The organism is Stenotrophomonas sp. YJH_SMC_37, assembly GCF_059370035.1.
This window is the reverse complement of the sequence record NZ_JCAFTG010000001.1, coordinates 205,507-223,625: the sequence shown is the minus strand read 5'-3', so window position 1 is coordinate 223,625 and position 18,119 is coordinate 205,507. Positions and strand designations below refer to the sequence as shown.

Here is an 18,119-nt window from a genome sequence, read left to right as displayed (position 1 = left end):
GCATTCACGCGCCGCCGGCCGCATTCCCCTTGTAACGAGCCTGCCGAGTACCGCCCCATGACCGAATTCGTCGTCGCCATCCCGGCCCGCTATGCCGCCTCGCGGCTGCCCGGCAAGCCGTTGCGCCTGCTGGGTGGTGAACCGCTGGTACTGCACGTGGCGCGCCGCGCGCTGCAGGCCGGCGCCCGGGAGGTCTGGGTAGCGACCGACGATCAGCGCATTGCCGATGCGCTGTCCGGGCTGGCCGAGGTGAGGGTGGCCATGACCGCCACCTCGCATGCCTCCGGTACCGACCGCCTGGCCGAGTGCGCACGCATCGCCGGCTGGGCCGACGACACGGTGGTGGTCAACCTGCAGGGCGACGAACCGTTCGCACCGGCGACCGGCATCCGCGCCCTGGCCGAGGTACTGGCCAACGGCACTGCACCGATGTCGACCCTGGCCACCGCCGTCGAGGACGCGCCTACGCTGTTCGACCCGAACGTGGTCAAGCTGGTGCGCAACGTGCGCAACGAGGCGATGTACTTCAGCCGCGCGCCGATCGCCTGGCACCGCGATGGCTTTGCACGCAGCCGCGACGCGCTGCCGGCCGGTCACAACTGGCTGCGCCACATCGGCATCTACGGCTACCGCGCCGGTTTCCTGCAGCGGTTCGCGGCAATGCCGCCGGGCCAGCTGGAGCAGGTCGAATCGCTGGAGCAGCTGCGTGTGCTGGAGGCGGGCTACCCGATCAGTGTGGCGATCTCGCCCGAACCATTCCCGCCGGGCATCGACACGCCCGAGGACCTGGAGCGCGCCGAAGCGCTTCTTCAGGCGCTGGCTGCCCGATGAAACTGCTGGTCGTCTGCCTCGGCAACATCTGCCGTTCGCCGATGGCCGAAGGTGCGCTGCGTGCACGCCTGGAGGCCTCGCCGCTGGCCGGGCGGGTGCAGGTGGATTCGGCCGGCACCGGCGACTGGCACGTGGGCGAGCCACCGGACCGGCGTGCGATCGCCTGCGCGGCCGGGCACGGTGTGGACATCGGCGGCCTGCGCGCACGCCAGCTGCAGGCCGCGGATTTCGACCGTTTCGACTGGATCCTGTGTGCCGACGAGGCCAACCTGCGTGACGCCGGTCGCCTGGCGTCGGTGGCGCAGCGCGAACGGCTGGCGCTGTACCTGCCCTGGTCCGGCGCGCAGGGGCGGATCGCGATCCCCGATCCGTACACCGGCGGGAGCGATCATTTCGAACAGGTCTGGTCGCTGGTCGACGATGCTGCAAAACGTGCAGTGGCACGACTGTTGCATGACGCCGACTCCGGCATAATCGGATCATGAACGTCCAGCCCGTCCCGGACCTGCCCGAGTTCGCCACCTGGCTCAACGCCACCCCCTGCACCCTGACCGAACTGCGCGGCCGGCCGGTCGCACTGCTGTTCGTCAATGCGGCCTCCGCCTGGAGCGCGCAACGCCTGGCCGAGTTCGGCCAATGGCTGTCGCGCCATCCGGGCAAGCTGCAGCCGCTGGTGCTGCAGGTGCCGCGCTTCGATTTCGAACGTGACGCCAGCGCTGCACTGAAACTGCTGCGTCGCCAGGGCCTGACCATGCCTGTGCTGCTGGATGCCGACTGGGATGGCTGGCGCCGCTTCGGCGTCAGCGCCTGGCCGACCCTGGTGCTGCTGGACGCACAGGGCAGGGAGCAGCAACGGCTGATCGGGCTGGGGGCCCCCGGTGAACTGGAACGCGCCTTGAACGCGCTGTGCCAGGGAGCCCCTTCGGCGCCGTCGCGCGGGGGCAGCGAACTGCATCCGGAACCGCGCCAGGCCCTGCGCTTCCCGTTGGGGCTGGCAGTCAGCACCGAGCGCCTGTACATCGCCGACAGTGGCCACCACCGCATCCTTGAATGCAGCCACGGTGGCCGCATCCTGCGCCAGTTCGGCCTCGGTACCGCCGATTTCATGGATGGCAACCTTGCCGAAGCGGCATTCCATCGCCCGCAGGCGCTGGTGCTGGAGCGCGATTCGCTGTACGTGGCCGATACCGGCAACCATGCCGTGCGCCGCATCAACCTGTTGACCGGCATCGTCGACACCCTGTGTGGCAACGGGCGCCCCGGTGCGCCGGTGGAAGGTCCGGTTGCGCAGCCGCGGCAGGTCTCGCTGGACCACCCGGTCGGCTTGGCCATTGCCGACAACCAGCTGCACATCGCGATGGCCGGCGACAACCGCATCTGGAGCTACCACCTGGGCCAGCGCAGCCTGCAATGGCGCGCCGGCAGCGGCTCCATTGACGAGCGTGATGGCAGCGGCCATCTGGCGGCCTTCGCCCAGCCCACCGCGCTCGCCGTGGTGCAGCAGGTGCTGTACGTGGCCGATGCGCTGGGTTCCTCGATCCGCGCGCTTCAGCTGCGTGGCGACCTGGTGCAGACCCTGGTCGGGCAGGGGCCCTGGCGCTTCGGCAGTGAAGACGGTCCCCGCGCCCAAGCCAGCCTGCAGTTCCCGCAGGCCATCGCGCTGAGCCCGGATGCGCCGCTGCTGTGGATTGCCGATACCGGCAACGGCCGCCTGCGCACGCTGCGCCTGGGCGGAGGCGAACTGACGACCCAACCGCTGCCGCGTCGCCTGCATGGCCCGGCCGGCCTGGCGGTGGGGGCCGGGGCGGTGTGGATTGCCGAGACCGACGCCCATGCCGTGCTGCGATTCGATCCCGACAGCGGCGTGCTCAGCGAAGTGCCGATCAGCGAATGACCGACGTTCCCGTCCCGGCCTTCGACGGCAAGGCCTTCGCGGCCCAGCTCAGCACCGCGCCCGGCGTGTACCGCATGTACGCCGCCGACGACACCCTGCTGTATGTGGGCAAGGCCCGTGCACTGCGCAATCGCGTTGGCAGCTACTTCAACGGCAGTCCGAAGAACGCGCGGATCATGTCGATGATCTCGCAGATCGCGCGCATGGACGTGACCGTCACGCGCTCGGAAGCCGAGGCGCTGCTGCTGGAAAACCAGCTGATCAAATCCCTATCGCCGCGTTACAACGTTTCGCTGCGCGACGACAAGACCTACCCGCATGTACTGCTGACCCGCGAGGACTGGCCGCGCATCGCGCTGCATCGCGGCCCGCGCGCCATTCCCGGCCGCTATTTCGGGCCGTACCCGGGCGTGACCGCGGTACGCGAAACGCTGAACCTGATGCACAAGCTGTTCAAGCTGCGCAGCTGCGAGGACAGCGTGTTCCGCAACCGTTCGCGGCCGTGCCTGCAGTACCAGATCGGGCGCTGCAGCGCGCCGTGCGTGGAGCTGGTGCCGGCAGCGGAGTACGCCGAGTCGGTGCGCCGCGCCGCCCTGTTCCTTGAAGGCAAGAGCGACGAGCTCACCCGCGAGCTGGGCGAGCAGATGCAGGCCGCCAGCGAGGCGCTGGAGTTCGAGCAGGCCGCGCGCCTGCGCGATCTGATTTCCTCGCTGCGCAGCATGCAGACCCGGCAGTACGTGGACGGTCGCGCCGCGGACCTGGACGTGCTGGCGGTGGCCATGCAGGGGTCGCAGGCCTGCGTGCTGCTGCTGGCGTTCCGCGATGGCCGCAACCTCGGTACCCGCCCGTTCTTCCCCCGCACCAACGGCGAGGAAAGCCCGGAGGAAGTGCTGGCCGCGTTCGTCTCGCAGTACTACATCGAATTCGAGCCGCCGCGCGAGATCCTGCTGGACCGCGAGATTCCCGATGCCGACCTGCTGGTTGCCGCGCTCTCGGCCTCGGCCGAGCGCAAGGTGCAGCTGAAGTGGAACGTGCGCGGCGAGCGCGCCGGCTACGTGGAACTGGCCAGCCGCAACGCGCAGCTGACCCTGGCCACCGAACTCAACAGCCGCAACGCGCAGCACGCGCGCAGCGACGCACTGCGCGAGATGCTGGGCCTGGCCGAGCCGGTCAAGCGGGTCGAATGTTTCGACATCAGCCACACCCTGGGCGAGGCTACCGTGGCCTCGTGCGTGGTGTTCGATGCGGCCGGCCCGGTGCGTGCGCAGTACCGCCGTTTCAACATCAGCGGCATCGAGCCGGGCGACGACTATGCGGCCATGCGCCAGGCCATCGATCGCCGTTTCCGCCGTGCGGTGGAAGAGCAGGGCGTGCTGCCGGACGTCCTGCTGATCGACGGTGGCGCCGGCCAGCTGGCGCAGGCGCAGGCCGCACTGGCCGACCTGGGCGTGGAAGGGGTGCTGCTGGTGGGCGTGGCCAAGGGCGTGGAGCGCCGCGCAGGCCATGAAGCGCTGGTGATGCCGGATGGACGCGAGCTGCGCCCGGGCGCGGCCAACCCGGCGCTGCAGTTCATCCAGCAGGTTCGCGATGAAGCCCACCGCTTCGCCATCACCGGTCATCGCGGCCGCCGCCAGAAGGCGCGGATGACCAGCAAGCTGGAGGATATCCCCGGCATCGGCCCGCGCCGTCGTGCCAGCCTGCTCAAGCATTTCGGCGGCCTGGTCGGCCTGAAAGCGGCTGGCGAAGCCGAAATCGCCAAGGTGGAAGGCATCAATGACGCCCTCGCGGCACGTATCTACGCTAACCTGCACGGGTTGGCCACGCCCGATGCGGCCGAGTAGAGAGAGAAGCACGCAAGCATGAAGTTGACCCTGCCCACCTGGCTGACGTTGTTGCGGATCGTGATGATCCCGGTGCTGGTGCTGGTGTTCTACCTGCCCTACACCTGGACCAACTTCGCTTCGGCGGCGATCTTCGGCCTGGCCGCGATCACCGACTGGCTCGATGGCTGGATCGCCCGCCGTTACCAGCTGGAGTCGGCCTTCGGCGCCTTCCTCGATCCGGTCGCGGACAAGCTGATGGTGGCAGTGGCGCTGTTCCTGATCGTGCAGGGCCATCCGACGCCGTGGATGGCATTCTGGGCGGCGGTCATCGTCGGCCGCGAGATTGCAGTATCGGCGCTGCGCGAGTGGATGGCCGAGCTGGGCCAGCGCGCCAAGGTGCGCGTGGCGATGATCGGCAAGATCAAGACCACCGCGCAGATGGTCGCGCTGCTGTGCCTGCTGTATTCGGTGGCCCCCAACGTGCCGGTGGAAGACATCTGGATGGGCTGGCCGGTGTTCCATATCGGCGACTGGACCCTGGCGATTGCCGCGGTGCTGACCCTGTGGTCGGGCCTGCAGTACCTGCATGCCGCCTGGCCGAGCCTGCGCGAAGACGAGCGCGCCGCACGCGAGCGCTCGCGGCAGAAGAAGCTGGGCAACTGACCCCATCGATGCGCGTATTCACGCATGGCGCGGATACGCGACGCCGGGCACCTCGCAGACCCTGAAAAAAGCGCTTGACGGCATCCTTGGAATAGGTAAAATTTCGCCTCCCAAGCGGGAATAGCTCAGTTGGTAGAGCGCAACCTTGCCAAGGTTGAGGTCGCGAGTTCGAGTCTCGTTTCCCGCTCCAGATTCAAGAAAAACGCTCCCGCAAGGGGGCGTTTTTCGTTATGCGCGGCGGTACCCGCGCAGATCAATCATTGTCCTGCGCCGTCGCGCGCCAACGCATGCCGGTGATGCGCGCTTCCTCGCGTGCCACCTGGCGGTCCGCGAACCACTCCTGCACATCACCGGCGAAACTCGCCGGGCGTCCCTTGCCCTGCACGCCCTCGGCAATCGAGGCCAGGTTGGAACGTGCCAGTTCTTCGCGCATGGCCTTCTGCGCATTGATCATCACCGCGTGGATGCCGCACATACCGCGGTTGGCCCAGCGGGTGGGGCACCATCAAACAGCGCGCAGCGCCCACAGGGAGCTGGGTGTGTCCTGGCGTCTGGGCTCGGGCGTCGCTCGCGGGGATGCGGAGGGCGTGACGTTGGAAAACGGAGAACGCATCGACGCCGCCACCGTTGTCTGGAAGGCCGGTGCACGTGCCAGTGCGTTGACTGCTTAGATTCCTGGCTAGCACGATGCGGTGGGTCGCCTGCATGTGGATCGCACTCTCAAGGCGAAGAGTGTCGACGCGGTGTTCGCCACCGGCGACTGCGCGCATGCCGCCACCGATGACGAGGGCAACGTGGCGATGATGTCCTGCCAGCACGCGATGAACCTGGGGCGCTCCACCGGACACAACGCCGCGGCTGACCTGATCGGGGAAGCGATGATTCCGTATGCGCAGCCCAAGTACGTGACCTGCCTGGACCTGCGGCCGTGGGGTGCTGTCTACACCGAGGGCTGGGATCGCCAGGTAACGCTGTCCGGCGCTGAAGCCAAGGCGCTCAGGACCCGGATCAACACCGAATGGATCTATCCGCCCACGGGTGAGCGTGCGGAGATCCTGGCGTCTGCAGATCCGCTGCGGATTGTGGTGGCCTGACGGCGCAAAGCAGTCCTGCAAGCAACGTTCTCGAACGGGGGCGTTGCTTCTGCCCGATAGTGGACGCTGCGATCTCTCTCCACCTGGGATCTCGACATGGTCATCGTTGGTGTCAGCTTTGCGGACGGCACCTACCTGTTGGTCGTCGCACGAAACGGTTGTGGCTGGATGCAAGGCGGACGTCGGTGGCGAGTGAACAACGCAGGCAACTTTGAATGAATTGATCGTAGTGCTCGACAGCTGCGCAGAATGTCGCAAATGGTCAGCTGACATGACAGAGACCTCGGCGTTGTGCGATATCCAGAGCATCGGTAGCGCTTTCGCAAGCGACCTCTCTCTCACAGTGAGTTCAGCCGGGCTTGCCCCTTGGTACAGTTGCCATTGCTGACGTGATGGGCCAGGAAGAACCAAGAAAGTACGAGTTGATGGAGAAGCTGTGTTGGTGGGCCCCTTGCGCTCAGCTGCTTTTCCATCTGCATATTGACTGCACGGCGCAATGCTCATCGCTCAATGGACGGGCGTTGGAATGCCAGCTTCATTGATATGAATGGACGCCGAAACCTTCTATTCATCTACATCCGGAGTTTCATGATGATTCGACCGCTGGTTGCCGTCGGGATGCTCGTTTTTTCCGTCAATGCGCATGCGACTCCTCTGGGGTATGACAAGCAAGCCGAAGTTTCCCTTATTGATGGGCGGCCTGCGATCTGCCTTCCGAAAAAGGCCCGATCACCTTTCCCCATAGGCTGGGCAACGTTGTCTGAAGCCAGTGATCAGAACGATGGGGTCTGGAGCATTGAACTGAAGGATGGTGCTGCACCATTGATGCTGAAACCCGGTGACTGCTTCTCATATGGGCGTGTGCCCAGCTCATACGCTGTCGAACCCTTGAGAGGAAAGGAGAGAGTGTTGGAGCTGCGGCCAGGCTTGGCGTACGTGTTCAGGCTGAATTCTTCTGTGCACTCAGCAGAGGCCTATTCGGTGTTGTTCTGCACTGGCCGGAAGCAGACGGAAGGTCGCGAAATTGAATCCATCAAGAAGGTAGACGACAGGACGAGGCAGTCCTCATGCTGATTCATAAGGTCGGAGTCTGATGCGGCGGTCCTTTCGTAGCGCGCGGTGCTTCGTTGGCTGCGATGCATGGTGCGTGGATCAGTAGCGCTCCCTGACAATCCTTGTCATTTCTGATAGAGAGGAGCTTCCATCGGGTCCAGCGTAACGTGTAGGCGAACGCTCACTTCTTTAAGATTCTTACGATCGAGATTGACCTCTTTTCTCCCGTCGCAGATCAGTAACTTCCTCAACTCTTCCTTGGAAGAGCTGCTTCGATGAACGAGTTGCTTGCAGTGCTGGGTGAGTCGAAGCTCCTTGATCCCCGCATTCAGAGAAGTAGCGTCTTCGGTTGCATCTCGGACATGTAGATGGAAGCGGTACTCCCCTGAATTGATTGCGCTCTTTCTAGGTTCGTTCTGGAGTGTTAGTCCGACCGTTTCCAGTGGCAGTTTGCAAGCTCCGATGGAGTAATGCACGGGGATGTCTACACGTGATGGCTTGGATTCATCCGGGCTGGATAGATGAAATGCCTTTGTGACAGATCTCGGGCCGGGGATGTTGCTCACAAAGGAGGTTACTCCGCTGCAGTTCAGATCTTTCGCATCTCGTGGTGCATAGTGTGCGACAAGAGTCATGTGCAGCTGTGCCGGCAGTAGGGCTGTCAAGTTGAATGTTCTCGAAGATGCGCGCGTGGTCGTGGAAAGTGCAATTTCCTTGCTGATGACAGCCGCCGTCCGGCATCCCGATGTGATTAATGCCATCGAAACCAATAGCAGTGAAAGGGTGGTGCGGCCGGTTGCCAAGATGAGAGGTCCTGTCGAGGCCCAATGGGTTGTGCGAAGTGACATTCGATAGTGCTGCCAGAGCGATGGAATCGCGACATTTCGTTATAGATGCTCGAAGTAGGATCAAACATGCAACTAGTTGCAGAATATGCTGAATAGGTAAGAATGAATGCATCAGGAGAGTAAGTTGCGTTTCCTGATGAGGTGATGCGCAAAGAGTCGAAGCAGAAAAGCGATCCCGAAACTGAAGACGTTTTCCCGTTGGCAAATTGCATGCTTCATCCCCACTTCACCCACACTCCATCGCCCCTCCAACCGCGCTAGCGAAGCTGCATTTCCGACTCTCCACGGCGATGCCGCAATGCCTCACACTCCCTCCGCCTACGATCACGATGTGGTCATCGTCGGCGCCAGTTTCGCCGGTGCCGCCTGCGCACTGGCTGCCGCCCAGTACGGTCTGCGCGTCTGCGTGCTGGAACGCAAGGCCGACCCCGGCGAGCGCCTGCACACCACCGGCATCGTGGTGAAAGAGGCGATGGAGCAGACCTGGCTGGGGCGCATGCCCGAGCACCTCGTGCAACGCGTCGCAAACGTGCGCCTGTATGCGCCGAACCTGCGCAGCGTGTTGCTGGCCGCGCCGGGCTATTACTTCCTCACCACCGATACGCCGAACGTGATGCGTTGGCTGGCCAGCGAACTGCGCGCGAACGGTGTCGACCTGCGCCTGCAGCAGTCCTTCACCGACGCTCGTCGCTGTGGTGACGGCTGGCAGGTGGAAGGGGCAGGGCGCTGCGCCTATCTGGTCGGTGCTGATGGCGCACGCTCACGCGTGGCCCAGCGCACCGGCCTTGGCCAGGTGCGCGACACCCTCTACGGCGTCGAGCGCGAGTTCGCCGGCCTGCAGGTGGCGCAGGGCAATGCGCTGCATTGCTTTGTCAGCAAGCGCTACGCGCCGGGTTATATCGGCTGGGTCGCGCAGAATCCGACCGGCCTGCAGGTCGGATTGGCGCTGCGTCATGACCCGCAACAGGTACGGCCGCCGGATATCGACGGCTTCCTCGACCACGTGCGCGATGGGGTCGGCATTCCGCCTTCGGCGCGTCCCTCGGGCACCCGCGCAGGGCTGGTGCCCTGCGGCCGGCCGGATGGGCCGATCACCGGCCAGCGCGTGATCCTGACCGGCGACGCGGCGGGCATCGTCTCGCCGCTGTCCGCCGGGGGCATCCACTCTTCGTGGCGGCACGGCTGGGCGGTCGGTGAGGCGATTGCCCGCCATCTGCGTGGCAAGGGCCAGAAGCGGAACGGGTGGCGCGTCAGGTCGCCCCGGCGTTCCATGGCAAGCGCGTGCTGCGCTGAGCGATGGATCATCTGCAGGCCGATTGGCCGCTCGATGTACTGCTGCATACAGCGGTCATGCGCCGCATTGCCGAACAGGTCTACTTCCATCGCCGCGGGCTGCGCACGTGAAGGGAGCAGGCAGGGGCGCCTGAACGCCACCCCCTCACTTCTCGTGAAAATTCCTGTTGACGCCGTGCAGCAATCCCGACACAATAGCGCTCCTTCGACGCAGGTCGAACGAAATCTGCGGGAATAGCTCAGTTGGTAGAGCGCAACCTTGCCAAGGTTGAGGTCGCGAGTTCGAGTCTCGTTTCCCGCTCCAGATTCAAGAAGAACGCTCCCGGAAGGGGGCGTTTTTCGTTTGTCGTTTGTCGGGCCGGATGCGCCCATGGGTCGCCAGCAAGCGTTCGAGGCCGGTGGAGCGGTCAGCGCGACCACGATGCACCGACAGCCACCGCCGTGATCGAAGCGATTGGCTGCCAGCGGCGAGGATGTTCACGCGTGCGGCACGTCGAGCCGGGGAGACGTCGCAATGTGCAATGCGCCGTGAAAAGCATCCAGTGTTCTGTACCGGGAACGCGTTGAAAGCGCAGTGAAAGACTGGGGCAGCGCTGCCTGAACCGCACGCGTGTGGTGACCGTTTTCGGACCAATTCTCCATGTTCGCTCCACAATCGCACGGTAGCCTTCATGCTCCTTCTACACGTTGGCGGGCTGGTGGTCAGGCGTATCACTTCAGTGGCAGTGCCCAGGACCGGGCGCGGACTCTCCCTGCAGGCAGTGCTGCGCCCGGGCGCGCTGCTGACCAGCCTGGCGCTTGCAGGTTGCATGTCGGTGCCGGCTCCGGACCTGCCTGATCGCACACCCAGCACCTGGACCCAGGTGCCGCAGGGCCAGGGCGTAGCGGTGGATGCCAGGCAGTGGTGGAAGGTGCTGGCCGACCCGGCGCTGGACGGCCTGGTCGACCAGGCCATCGCCGGCAACCTTGATCTGCAGCAGGCCACGTTGCGCCTGCAGGCGGTGCGCATCGTCGCCGGCGCCTCCAACGCGCGCTTCCTGCCGGAAATCACCGCCAGCGCCAAGCAGGTACAGGACGCTGCCGCTGTCGACACCTACTTCCATGCCGGCATCGAAGCGATCTGGGACCTGGGCCTGTTCGGTGCCGCCGAGAGCGCGCAGTTGAGCGCTCAGGCCTCGGCCGGCAACGCCATGGCCCTGCGCAATGCAGCGCAGGTGGCGGTGATCGCCGATGTGGTACGCAGCTATCTCGACCTGACCGTGGCGCAGGCCCAGCAGGATCTGCTGGTCCGACAGCAGGCCGTGGACGACCGCGGCGAACAGCTGGCGCTGGTCCGTCAGAGGCTGGGTCTGGATGAGCCGGGCGAGCTGGAACGGCTGCGCGCGCGCCAGGCGGCCACCCGTGCGGCCATCGCGCAGGCGCGGGAAAACGCCGACAACGCCGCCCGTGCGCTGGCATTGCTGCTGGGCCGCGAGCGTCCGGATCCGGCCTGGCACGCCTACCGCACCCCGCCGACGCTGGGTGCGTTCACGCTGCAGCAGGTCCCGGCTGACCTGCTGCGACATCGACCGCAGATCCTGCTGGCCGAATCGGAAGTGATGCAGGCCGCCGCCAGCAAGGGCGCGGCGCGCGCTGCGATGTATCCGCGGATCAGCCTGGGTGGCTCGATCCTGTACGCCTACAACCTCACCCAGAACGCCCGTTCCAATTCCGACTCCAGTCCGTCGATCGGCCCGTACATCGATATTCCGCTGTGGGACTGGGGCCAGCGTCGCGCGCGCTTCCATGCCGATGAGAAGCAACTGGACGCCGCATTACTCGGCTACCGCAAGGCCGTGCTGGAAGGCGTGAGCGAAGTGGAAGCTGCACTGGGCAGCCTGGCGCGGCAGGACAGCAGCATCCAGTCGCTGCGCGCGGCCAACGATGCCGCCGGGCAGCAGGTCAAGCGCCAGGCGCGGCAGGTGCAGCTGGGCCTGTCCAGCGAGTTCGATGGGCTGGATACGCAGCGTGCCGCATTGGCCTCGCAGGCCGACCTGATCGGTGCTCAGGGGGCGCGCGTGCTGGCCTTTGCGTCGCTGTACCGCGCCCTCGGCGGTGCCCCGCTACCTGCCGAGGGTGAGGGCGAACCACAATGATCGCACTCGCCCGCAAGACCCTGGCCTATGAGTGGCGCCGGTTCCTGCCGGTGGTGCTGGCGATGTGTTTCGCCGGCGTGCTGCTGATCGTGCAGGCGGCACTGGTGCTGGGCATCTTCGGTACCGCTGCGATCTACGTGAAAGCGTCCTCGGCTGATATCTGGGCCGGTTTCCCCGGCACCCAGAGTGTCAATTACGGCCATGCGATCAGCGCGGATGTGGAAAGCCATCTGCGCATGGACCCGGACGTCACCCGCGTCGAGCCCTACGAGTGGGTCGATGGCGAATGGCGGTCCGGCGCCCAGGGCACCGGCAATGTGTCGGTGTACCTGTCCGGCATCTCCACCCGGGACGACGCGATGATGTTCGCGCGCATCCTCCCTGCCGACCTGCGCGCACAGCTGCGCGAGCCGGGTGCGGTGATCGTCGACAGCGCCGATCTGGATACGCTGGGCGTGGACCTGCAGAACAACCGTGCCTGGATCAACGGCAAGGCGGTGCGCGTGGTCGCTGCACAACCCGGCCTGCGTGGCCTCGGTGGCGTCAACGTGCTGGCCTCGCTGGATACCGCGCGCGCCATCGCCGGTACCGATCCGCATGAGGGCAGCACCTATTTCGTGGCGGGCCTGCGCTCGCCGGACCTGGCCGACCGCGTGCGTGATCGCCTGGCCGCGTCGATGGGCCAGGCCACACCGGTCGAGTTCTGGACCGCGCCGGCGTTCGCCAGCCGTTCGCAGCAGTATTGGCTGTTCGATACCGGCGCAGGTATCGCCGTGTTGTTCATGGCCGTCATCGTCTGCTTCGTCGGTGCGGTGATTACCAACCAGTCGTTCGCCTCGGTGGTGGCCGGCTCGGTACGCGAGTACGCCACGCTCAATGCACTCGGTGCAGGCCGCTATGCGCTGGCGCGGGTGGTGTTCGAGCAGGCGTTGCTGATCGGCGGGGTGGGCATGTTGCTGGCGGCGGCCTTCAGCACCGTGGTGCTGTTGATCGCGCAGACCCAGCGCGTACCGATGCAGCTGACGCCGATGGTGATCCTGGGCTGCGTGGCGCTGGTCGCGGTGATGGCCATGCTGTCGAGCATCATGGCGGTGCGCAGTGTCCTCCGCTCCGATCCATCGTTGCTGCTGCGTTGAGGACCGGCCGATGACTTCCGCACGCGCCGTCGCCCCGACCCTGCAAGCCGACGCATTGGAAAAAGGCTTCATGTCCGGTGATGTGCAGGTGCCGGTGCTGCGTGGCCTGTCGCTGGACATCTATCCCGGCGAGCTGACCCTGGTATCCGGCCCGTCCGGCTGCGGCAAGAGCACGCTGCTGTCGCTGCTGTCCGGCCTGTCCGCACCCGATGGCGGTCGCGTGCACGCGCTGGGCCAGGACGTGGGCCACATGACCCGCAGTGAAGTGGAGCGTTTCCGCCTGCACCATGTCGGCTTCGTGTTCCAGGGCTTCAACCTGTTCCCGGCACTGACTGCGTTGGAGCAGGTACAGCTGCCACTGGGCTACCGCGGCATGCGCAATCGCGAAAGCGAGCCGCTGGCCCGCCAGGCGCTGGAAGAAGTCGGCCTCAGCCACCGCAGCCACATGCGCCCGGCGCAGCTGTCCGGTGGCGAGAAACAGCGCGTGGCGGTTGCCCGCGCGTTTGCCAAGTCGCCAACCTTGATCTTCGCAGACGAACCCACCAGCGCGCTGGACGCCGAGAACGGTCAGCGCGTGATCGACATCCTGCATCGCTACGCACGTGCGCATGGTGCCACCGTGCTGTGCGTGAGCCACGATCCGCGCCTGATCCGGCATGCCGATCGGGTGATCGCCATGGAAGACGGCATGGTCCGTGATGACCGCCGCCAGAACGAAACCGTAGAGTCCGCCCCATGACCAAGACGTCGCATCTGCTTCCCCTCAGCCTGGCCCTGTCCGCGGCACTGCTGCTCGGCGCCTGTTCCAGGGAAGCGCCCACCGCTGCATCGGCCCCCTCAGGCAAGGAGGGTACTGCCGCCGCCGGCAAGGTCGCCGTGGCGCGGGGCATCATTGACGTCGAAGGTGGCCTGATCGCACTGGCACCGCCGGTGGATGGCTCGATCACTGCAGCGCCGGTGAAGGAAGGCGCCACGGTGAAGAAGGGGCAGCTGCTGCTGTCGCTGGATGGTGCCCTGCTGCAGCAGGAGGTGGCGATGGCCAGCGCCGATCTGGCCTTGGCCAATGACCGCCTGAAGGGCAGCCAGGCGCAGCTGCGCGAACTGGAGCGCAACGCCACTCGCCTGTCCACGGGCGCCAGCGAAGGCGTGTCCTCGAACCAGCAGGCCGATGCAGCCAAACAGCAGCTGGCCGGCGTGCGCGCCGATGTCGACGTGGCCGGTGCGCAGGTCGACATGGCGCAGCACAAGCTGGAGCACGCGAAGCTGAAACTGCAGCAGATGTCGTTGAGCGCGCCGGAAGCCGGCACCGTGGTCGGCCAGGTGCCGGGCGTCGGTGCCTTCGTGCAGGCGGGCAAGCCGGCGATCTCGTTGCTGCCGGCGCGCCCGCTGCAGGTGCGCGCCGAACTGAGCGCCGCCTACGCCGATGCGGTGCAGGTAGGCATGAAAGCGGCGGTGGTACCGGACAGTGATGGTGCCGAGAACACCGGCACGCTGCCGACCGCACGCGTGGTACGCATCAGCCCGGTGTTCGCGCAGGCACGCCTGCCTGAAGATGCAGGGCGTGGCGTGGCCAAGGTGGTGGAGTGTGTGCTGGAGTTCGATGGCGAGGCCAAGGCGCGCTTCGGCCAGCACGTGCGGGTGGAGTTCCGGAAATAGGCCTAGCGTGGTGGCGGACGCCTGAACGCCCGCCACGCGCTCACCGCCGACACCCCGCACAGCGCCAGCAGCAATCCCACGTCCAGCAGCAGCAACCACAGCAGGTGCATGCCTTGTACCGGCGGCTGGTGCATCGCCGACAGCATCCACGGTACCGACCACACCAGCAGCAGGGCAAAGGCGATCAGCAGACGCAGCCACAGGCGTTTCAGTTTCCAAGGCCGCACGATCAACGCGGCCACCACCAGCTCAACCGTTCCCAGCAGCGCGAACAGGATGACGGTGCTGGTCGGGTAGGGCAGCTCAGCGCCTTCCAGTCGGTGTAGCAGCCAGTAGTCCGGGGTGAAACCGGCATTGACCAGCGCGGCGATCAGCGCCAGCCAGGTCAGCGCGACCAGCAACCAGAACAGGCGGACGTAGCGTCTCGGCATCGGCGGTGTCCGTGCTTGGGCGGGGCAGCGTACCCCAGCGCGGACGCCCGTGACCGCATGATGTGAAGACTGTTGACGGCGTGAAGGAATTTGGACACAATGGCGCTCCTTCGACGCAGGTCGAACGGAATCTGCGGGAATAGCTCAGTTGGTAGAGCGCAACCTTGCCAAGGTTGAGGTCGCGAGTTCGAGTCTCGTTTCCCGCTCCAGATTCTACAGGGCCCCGGTAGGGGCCTTGTTTTTCTCCCGCCACGGCAAGGCGGGGCACGTTGGGCCACAAGGCTTTACGCGCAGTCAGAAAGGTGAAATCGCTGGTGTGTTTTCCGGATTTCCGGTAGCATGTCGGCTTACGCGGGAATAGCTCAGTTGGTAGAGCGCAACCTTGCCAAGGTTGAGGTCGCGAGTTCGAGTCTCGTTTCCCGCTCCATGTTCCGACAGGCCCCATCTTGGGGTTTTGTCTTGTCAGGGCTGCGTTCCTGGCGTGAAGTACGTTGGCCTCATGGCAGAGTGGCTATGCACCGGATTGCAAATCCGTTTACAGCGGTTCGATTCCGCTTGAGGCCTCCAATTGAAAAGCCCTGACTCCGGTCAGGGCTTTTTTGTTTGGCTGCAATCGATTCCCCGCTCGCGCGATCGCCACCCGACCTGGCGGTCAGTCATGGCGGATGCGGTGGCGCTACACTCGCGTGATGAACCAGATTGATCACTTCCGCGGGGCTTTGCTCGGCCTCGCGTGCGGCGATGCCGTCGGTACCACGCTGGAATTCAAGCCCCGTGGCAGCTTCACCCCGATTACCGATATGGTGGGTGGTGGGCCGTTCCACCTGCAGCCGGGGCAATGGACTGACGATACCTCCATGGCGATGTGCCTGGCCGAGAGCCTGGCGCGCTGCGACACCTTCGACCCGCGCGATCAGATGAACCGCTACGCCAACTGGTACCGGCACGGTTACTGGAGTGCGACCGGCGAGTGCTTCGATATCGGTATGGCAACGCGAGCTGCGGTCGACCGGTTCCTGCAGGACGGCCATCCGCTGGCGGGGAGTAACGACCCACGCAGCGCTGGCAATGGCTCGATCATGCGTTTGGCGCCGGTAGCATTGCGCTACGCCGGGACTCCCGATCTGCAGGCCATGGCCGAGCTGAGTTCGCGGACGACGCACGCTGCGCAGGAGTGCCTGGAGGCGTGCCGCTTGCTGGCGGTCGCGCTGGAGCGGGCGTTGGCAGGTGGCACCCGTGACGGGGTGCTGGATCTCAGCAATGTCCCCGTCGAGAGCGCGCGGCTGCAGCAGATCGCGGCGGGCGGCTACCGCGGTGCCGCGCGTGAGCAGATCCGTGGCAATGGTTATGTTGTTGACAGTCTGGAAGCAGCACTCTGGTGCTTTGATCGCCACGACACCTTTGAAGCCGTCGTACTCGAGGCGGCCAACCTTGGTGAGGATGCCGACACCACGGCCGCCATCGCCGGGCAGCTGGCGGGCGCATTCCATGGCGCGCGCGGAATCCCCGGGCGGTGGTTGCAGCGGCTGGCCCTGCGTGCCGAAATCCAGGCGCTGGCCGATGCGCTGCACGCCTTGAACCAGGGCAGCGACCGCGCTGCGTGAGTCGGGTTCCCTGCCTGTGAACTGCGCCGGCAGGATGCTCCCTGCTGCCGCCATTTCCGACGCCGCGCTGCTTCACCTGCAGCAGTCCGCCACGTCCCGATCGCCAGTCTCAGCCGGCCACGACATGGAAAGGCGCTATGGTCGAGTTCCACGTCTCAGGGAGCCGCAATGGCGAGCACAGACATCACGCGTCGTTCCAGCCACGGAGCGAAACGGAAATGAGCAAAGTCACGGCAGATGTGCGCTGGTTGACCTTTCGCTTGAAAAACGGGCAATCCATCGGGCCGGACCGGTTGAAGGATGGCTGGATCATCGCTTCGGAAACCGCCCGCTGCGGGGTGCGCCGTGAGCATATCGAGGGGTCGGGCCTGGTCTACGCCCTCTATGCGCCGGCCAATCTGGCTTCGCCGCGTCGCGCGGAAATGCGCATGCGCGAATTCCTGATGAGCTCGGGCTACACCTTCACGATGGGCACGCTGGGCGGCTGAGCTGCGCGCGGGCCGCGATTGCTCAACGCTGCGCGGCCTTCAACGCCTCGATGATCTGCGCGCCGGAGAAGCCACAATGGCCTTCGCCAACGGGCGGCAGCACCTGTGGCAGCGGACGGGCGCCGGCCCGTGCGGCCGTCTGCGGATACACCGTCTGCATGCGCGGCACGATCGTCGGGTCGTTGTTGTTGAACTGGATCACCAGCGGTCGCCTCAACGCACCGCTCAATGCCAGCTCCCTGCGGACAGCGGCCTGCGCGGCAGGCACGGCATCGACACGTTGCACGCCGGCATTGAACGCCATGTCGTCACCGAAGCCGCTGTAAGCCACGCCTCTGTTGCCCACCGGCATGCCGCCACTGCGCGTGGCCAGTTCGTGCAGGACCAGTGCATGCAGGCTGATCGTGCCGGCCAGTGCATCAGCGGACACCTGCAGCCGCTGTGCCAGCAACGCGGCATGCGAGGGGCTGCGTTGCAGCGCATTGGAGATGCCTTGGTACAGTTCGCCCTGTGGCAGCGCAGCCGCTTCGGGTGAGAGCAGTCCCGCACCCGGCAGGCCTTCGGCCTTGGCAAAGAAGTAATCGAAAGCGACCAGCGTGGTCAGCAGATCACTCGCGATCTGTTCGCCACTGAGATTGGCGCCGCATAGCGACACACCACCGGCGTAGTGTTGCGGGAACCGCTCGAGGCTGGCGAGGGTCACGGCGCCGCCCATCGAAAATCCCAGCATCCAGATATGGCGCACATGCTTGAGTTCAGCCACTGCATGCCGGCGCAGGCGTTCCATGTCGGTGATCGCATCGGCCACCGCCCAGCCCTGGCTGGCATAGGCGCTCTGCGCGACGGCGTAGCCTGCAGCCAGCAGTGGCGCGGTGCCGTCATTGGCAGGCATTGGCGTAGCACGTGGCATGCCTACCGGCTCGTAGCCGTGCGCCAGCATCACCAGGTCACCGTTCCAGTCAGCCGGCACGTCCAGGCGCCACGGGGCCCTCTGCAACTGGCCACTGAACGTGCGCGGTGATGCAGCGGGTGCGGCCATCACCTGTGTCGCGGGGAATAGCAGGGCGAGGGTGAGGGCACATCGTAGCAAGTGACACATCACGGGCATTCCATCCGGGAATGGCGTCAGCTTAGACCCCGCCAGCAGCCTGCGCGCGCTGCACTGCCGCA

Annotated in this window: 18 protein-coding genes, 5 tRNA genes and 1 pseudogene; 20 read left to right on the top strand and 4 right to left on the bottom strand. The window is 65.6% G+C overall.

The window, feature by feature from the left end; genetic code table 11:
* Positions 1-57: 57 nt before the first annotated feature.
* From kdsB to AC5P8J_RS01120, 6 genes are all read left to right on the top strand, one after another.
* Positions 58-831, top strand: coding sequence for a 3-deoxy-manno-octulosonate cytidylyltransferase (gene kdsB / locus AC5P8J_RS01145; protein ID WP_021203598.1), 774 nt, complete (start codon positions 58-60; stop codon positions 829-831).
* Positions 828-1,316 (top strand): low molecular weight protein-tyrosine-phosphatase, encoded by a 489-nt coding sequence (locus AC5P8J_RS01140; protein WP_021203599.1) that lies wholly within the window; start codon positions 828-830, stop codon positions 1,314-1,316. The genes kdsB and AC5P8J_RS01140 overlap by 4 nt, the downstream gene beginning before the upstream one ends.
* Positions 1,313-2,725, top strand: coding sequence for a hypothetical protein (locus tag AC5P8J_RS01135; RefSeq protein WP_019658993.1), 1,413 nt, complete (start codon positions 1,313-1,315; stop codon positions 2,723-2,725). Before AC5P8J_RS01140 ends, AC5P8J_RS01135 begins: the two co-directional genes overlap by 4 nt.
* Positions 2,722-4,566 carry an excinuclease ABC subunit UvrC gene (gene uvrC / locus AC5P8J_RS01130; protein WP_021203600.1) on the top strand — a complete coding sequence of 615 codons (1,845 nt, stop codon included), beginning with the start codon at positions 2,722-2,724 and terminating at the stop codon, positions 4,564-4,566. The genes AC5P8J_RS01135 and uvrC overlap by 4 nt, the downstream gene beginning before the upstream one ends.
* 18 nt (positions 4,567-4,584) lie before the next feature.
* Positions 4,585-5,211, top strand: coding sequence for a CDP-diacylglycerol--glycerol-3-phosphate 3-phosphatidyltransferase (gene pgsA, locus AC5P8J_RS01125; protein WP_021203601.1), 627 nt, complete (start codon positions 4,585-4,587; stop codon positions 5,209-5,211).
* A gap of 114 nt (positions 5,212-5,325) precedes the next feature.
* A tRNA-Gly gene (locus AC5P8J_RS01120) sits at positions 5,326-5,401 on the top strand.
* Positions 5,402-5,464: 63 nt separating this feature from the next.
* Here the strand turns inward: AC5P8J_RS01120 and AC5P8J_RS01115 are convergent.
* The gene (locus AC5P8J_RS01115; protein WP_021203602.1) at positions 5,465-5,686 is read right to left on the bottom strand and encodes a helix-turn-helix domain-containing protein; all 222 of its coding nucleotides are present in this window, start codon (positions 5,684-5,686) and stop codon (positions 5,465-5,467) included.
* A gap of 64 nt (positions 5,687-5,750) precedes the next feature.
* Between AC5P8J_RS01115 and AC5P8J_RS01110 the strand changes: the two genes are divergently transcribed.
* The 3 genes from AC5P8J_RS01110 to AC5P8J_RS01100 all read left to right on the top strand — a co-directional run bounded on the left by AC5P8J_RS01110 (position 5,751) and on the right by AC5P8J_RS01100 (position 7,379).
* The gene (locus tag AC5P8J_RS01110) at positions 5,751-5,882 is read left to right on the top strand and encodes a hypothetical protein (RefSeq protein WP_260808501.1); all 132 of its coding nucleotides are present in this window, start codon (positions 5,751-5,753) and stop codon (positions 5,880-5,882) included.
* A 36-nt stretch (positions 5,883-5,918) separates the two neighbouring features.
* Positions 5,919-6,305: an NAD(P)/FAD-dependent oxidoreductase gene (locus AC5P8J_RS01105; protein WP_207050033.1), complete on the top strand. Its 387-nt coding sequence runs from the start codon at positions 5,919-5,921 to the stop codon at positions 6,303-6,305.
* Between the two features lie 591 nt (positions 6,306-6,896).
* The gene (locus tag AC5P8J_RS01100; RefSeq protein WP_146205507.1) at positions 6,897-7,379 is read left to right on the top strand and encodes a hypothetical protein; all 483 of its coding nucleotides are present in this window, start codon (positions 6,897-6,899) and stop codon (positions 7,377-7,379) included.
* 104 nt (positions 7,380-7,483) lie between these two features.
* Here the strand turns inward: AC5P8J_RS01100 and AC5P8J_RS01095 are convergent, their stop codons facing one another.
* A complete protein-coding gene (locus tag AC5P8J_RS01095) occupies positions 7,484-8,161 on the bottom strand; it encodes a hypothetical protein (protein WP_478436325.1) in 678 nt (225 codons plus the stop codon).
* Between the two features lie 343 nt (positions 8,162-8,504).
* Between AC5P8J_RS01095 and AC5P8J_RS01090 the strand changes: the two are divergent.
* From AC5P8J_RS01090 to AC5P8J_RS01065, 6 genes and pseudogenes are all read left to right on the top strand, one after another.
* Positions 8,505-9,610, top strand: a pseudogene (locus AC5P8J_RS01090) (NAD(P)/FAD-dependent oxidoreductase).
* Between the two features lie 117 nt (positions 9,611-9,727).
* Positions 9,728-9,803 (top strand) — tRNA-Gly (locus AC5P8J_RS01085).
* Between the two features lie 367 nt (positions 9,804-10,170).
* Positions 10,171-11,634 (top strand): efflux transporter outer membrane subunit, encoded by a 1,464-nt coding sequence (locus AC5P8J_RS01080; RefSeq protein WP_021202084.1) that lies wholly within the window; start codon positions 10,171-10,173, stop codon positions 11,632-11,634.
* Positions 11,631-12,770: an ABC transporter permease gene (locus AC5P8J_RS01075; RefSeq protein WP_180832786.1), complete on the top strand. Its 1,140-nt coding sequence runs from the start codon at positions 11,631-11,633 to the stop codon at positions 12,768-12,770. Before AC5P8J_RS01080 ends, AC5P8J_RS01075 begins: the two co-directional genes overlap by 4 nt.
* Positions 12,771-12,780: 10 nt before the next feature.
* Positions 12,781-13,509, top strand: a complete 729-nt coding sequence (locus tag AC5P8J_RS01070) for an ABC transporter ATP-binding protein (protein ID WP_021202082.1) — start codon at positions 12,781-12,783, stop codon at positions 13,507-13,509.
* A complete protein-coding gene (locus tag AC5P8J_RS01065) occupies positions 13,506-14,426 on the top strand; it encodes an HlyD family secretion protein (RefSeq protein WP_021202081.1) in 921 nt (306 codons plus the stop codon). Before AC5P8J_RS01070 ends, AC5P8J_RS01065 begins: the two co-directional genes overlap by 4 nt.
* Before the next feature lie 2 nt (positions 14,427-14,428).
* Here the strand turns inward: AC5P8J_RS01065 and AC5P8J_RS01060 are convergent, their stop codons facing one another.
* Positions 14,429-14,857 (bottom strand): hypothetical protein, encoded by a 429-nt coding sequence (locus tag AC5P8J_RS01060; protein WP_021202080.1) that lies wholly within the window; start codon positions 14,855-14,857, stop codon positions 14,429-14,431.
* A gap of 133 nt (positions 14,858-14,990) precedes the next feature.
* Here AC5P8J_RS01060 and AC5P8J_RS01055 point away from each other — a divergent pair.
* From AC5P8J_RS01055 to AC5P8J_RS01035, 5 genes are all read left to right on the top strand, one after another.
* Positions 14,991-15,066: transfer RNA gene (locus AC5P8J_RS01055), tRNA-Gly, on the top strand.
* A gap of 142 nt (positions 15,067-15,208) precedes the next feature.
* Positions 15,209-15,284, top strand: a tRNA-Gly gene (locus tag AC5P8J_RS01050).
* 66 nt (positions 15,285-15,350) lie between these two features.
* Positions 15,351-15,424: transfer RNA gene (locus tag AC5P8J_RS01045), tRNA-Cys, on the top strand.
* A 122-nt stretch (positions 15,425-15,546) separates the two neighbouring features.
* On the top strand, positions 15,547-16,461 hold the full coding sequence (locus AC5P8J_RS01040; protein WP_111097915.1) for an ADP-ribosylglycohydrolase family protein: 915 nt from the start codon (positions 15,547-15,549) through the stop codon (positions 16,459-16,461).
* Positions 16,462-16,679: 218 nt separating this feature from the next.
* A complete protein-coding gene (locus AC5P8J_RS01035; protein ID WP_020723485.1) occupies positions 16,680-16,949 on the top strand; it encodes a hypothetical protein in 270 nt (89 codons plus the stop codon).
* Positions 16,950-16,971: 22 nt separating this feature from the next.
* Here AC5P8J_RS01035 and AC5P8J_RS01030 read toward each other — a convergent pair whose 3' ends face one another.
* Positions 16,972-18,048 carry an alpha/beta hydrolase family protein gene (locus tag AC5P8J_RS01030; RefSeq protein ID WP_021204392.1) on the bottom strand — a complete coding sequence of 359 codons (1,077 nt, stop codon included), beginning with the start codon at positions 18,046-18,048 and terminating at the stop codon, positions 16,972-16,974.
* Between the last annotated feature and the right edge of the window lie 71 nt (positions 18,049-18,119).

Bases quoted from the DNA above. Each gene is read 5' to 3' on its own strand.
- kdsB (WP_021203598.1), top strand. From the start codon at position 58: ATGACCGAATTCGTCGTCGCCATCCCGGCCCGCTATGCCGCCTCGCGG.
- AC5P8J_RS01140 (WP_021203599.1), top strand. From the start codon at position 828: ATGAAACTGCTGGTCGTCTGCCTCGGCAACATCTGCCGTTCGCCGATG.
- AC5P8J_RS01135 (WP_019658993.1), top strand. From the start codon at position 1,313: ATGAACGTCCAGCCCGTCCCGGACCTGCCCGAGTTCGCCACCTGGCTC.
- uvrC (WP_021203600.1), top strand. From the start codon at position 2,722: ATGACCGACGTTCCCGTCCCGGCCTTCGACGGCAAGGCCTTCGCGGCC.
- pgsA (WP_021203601.1), top strand. From the start codon at position 4,585: ATGAAGTTGACCCTGCCCACCTGGCTGACGTTGTTGCGGATCGTGATG.
- AC5P8J_RS01115 (WP_021203602.1), bottom strand. From the start codon at position 5,686: ATGTGCGGCATCCACGCGGTGATGATCAATGCGCAGAAGGCCATGCGC.
- AC5P8J_RS01100 (WP_146205507.1), top strand. From the start codon at position 6,897: ATGATTCGACCGCTGGTTGCCGTCGGGATGCTCGTTTTTTCCGTCAAT.
- AC5P8J_RS01080 (WP_021202084.1), top strand. From the start codon at position 10,171: ATGCTCCTTCTACACGTTGGCGGGCTGGTGGTCAGGCGTATCACTTCA.
- AC5P8J_RS01075 (WP_180832786.1), top strand. From the start codon at position 11,631: ATGATCGCACTCGCCCGCAAGACCCTGGCCTATGAGTGGCGCCGGTTC.
- AC5P8J_RS01070 (WP_021202082.1), top strand. From the start codon at position 12,781: ATGACTTCCGCACGCGCCGTCGCCCCGACCCTGCAAGCCGACGCATTG.
- AC5P8J_RS01065 (WP_021202081.1), top strand. From the start codon at position 13,506: ATGACCAAGACGTCGCATCTGCTTCCCCTCAGCCTGGCCCTGTCCGCG.
- AC5P8J_RS01060 (WP_021202080.1), bottom strand. From the start codon at position 14,857: ATGCCGAGACGCTACGTCCGCCTGTTCTGGTTGCTGGTCGCGCTGACC.
- AC5P8J_RS01040 (WP_111097915.1), top strand. From the start codon at position 15,547: ATGAACCAGATTGATCACTTCCGCGGGGCTTTGCTCGGCCTCGCGTGC.
- AC5P8J_RS01035 (WP_020723485.1), top strand. From the start codon at position 16,680: ATGAGCAAAGTCACGGCAGATGTGCGCTGGTTGACCTTTCGCTTGAAA.
- AC5P8J_RS01030 (WP_021204392.1), bottom strand. From the start codon at position 18,048: ATGTGTCACTTGCTACGATGTGCCCTCACCCTCGCCCTGCTATTCCCC.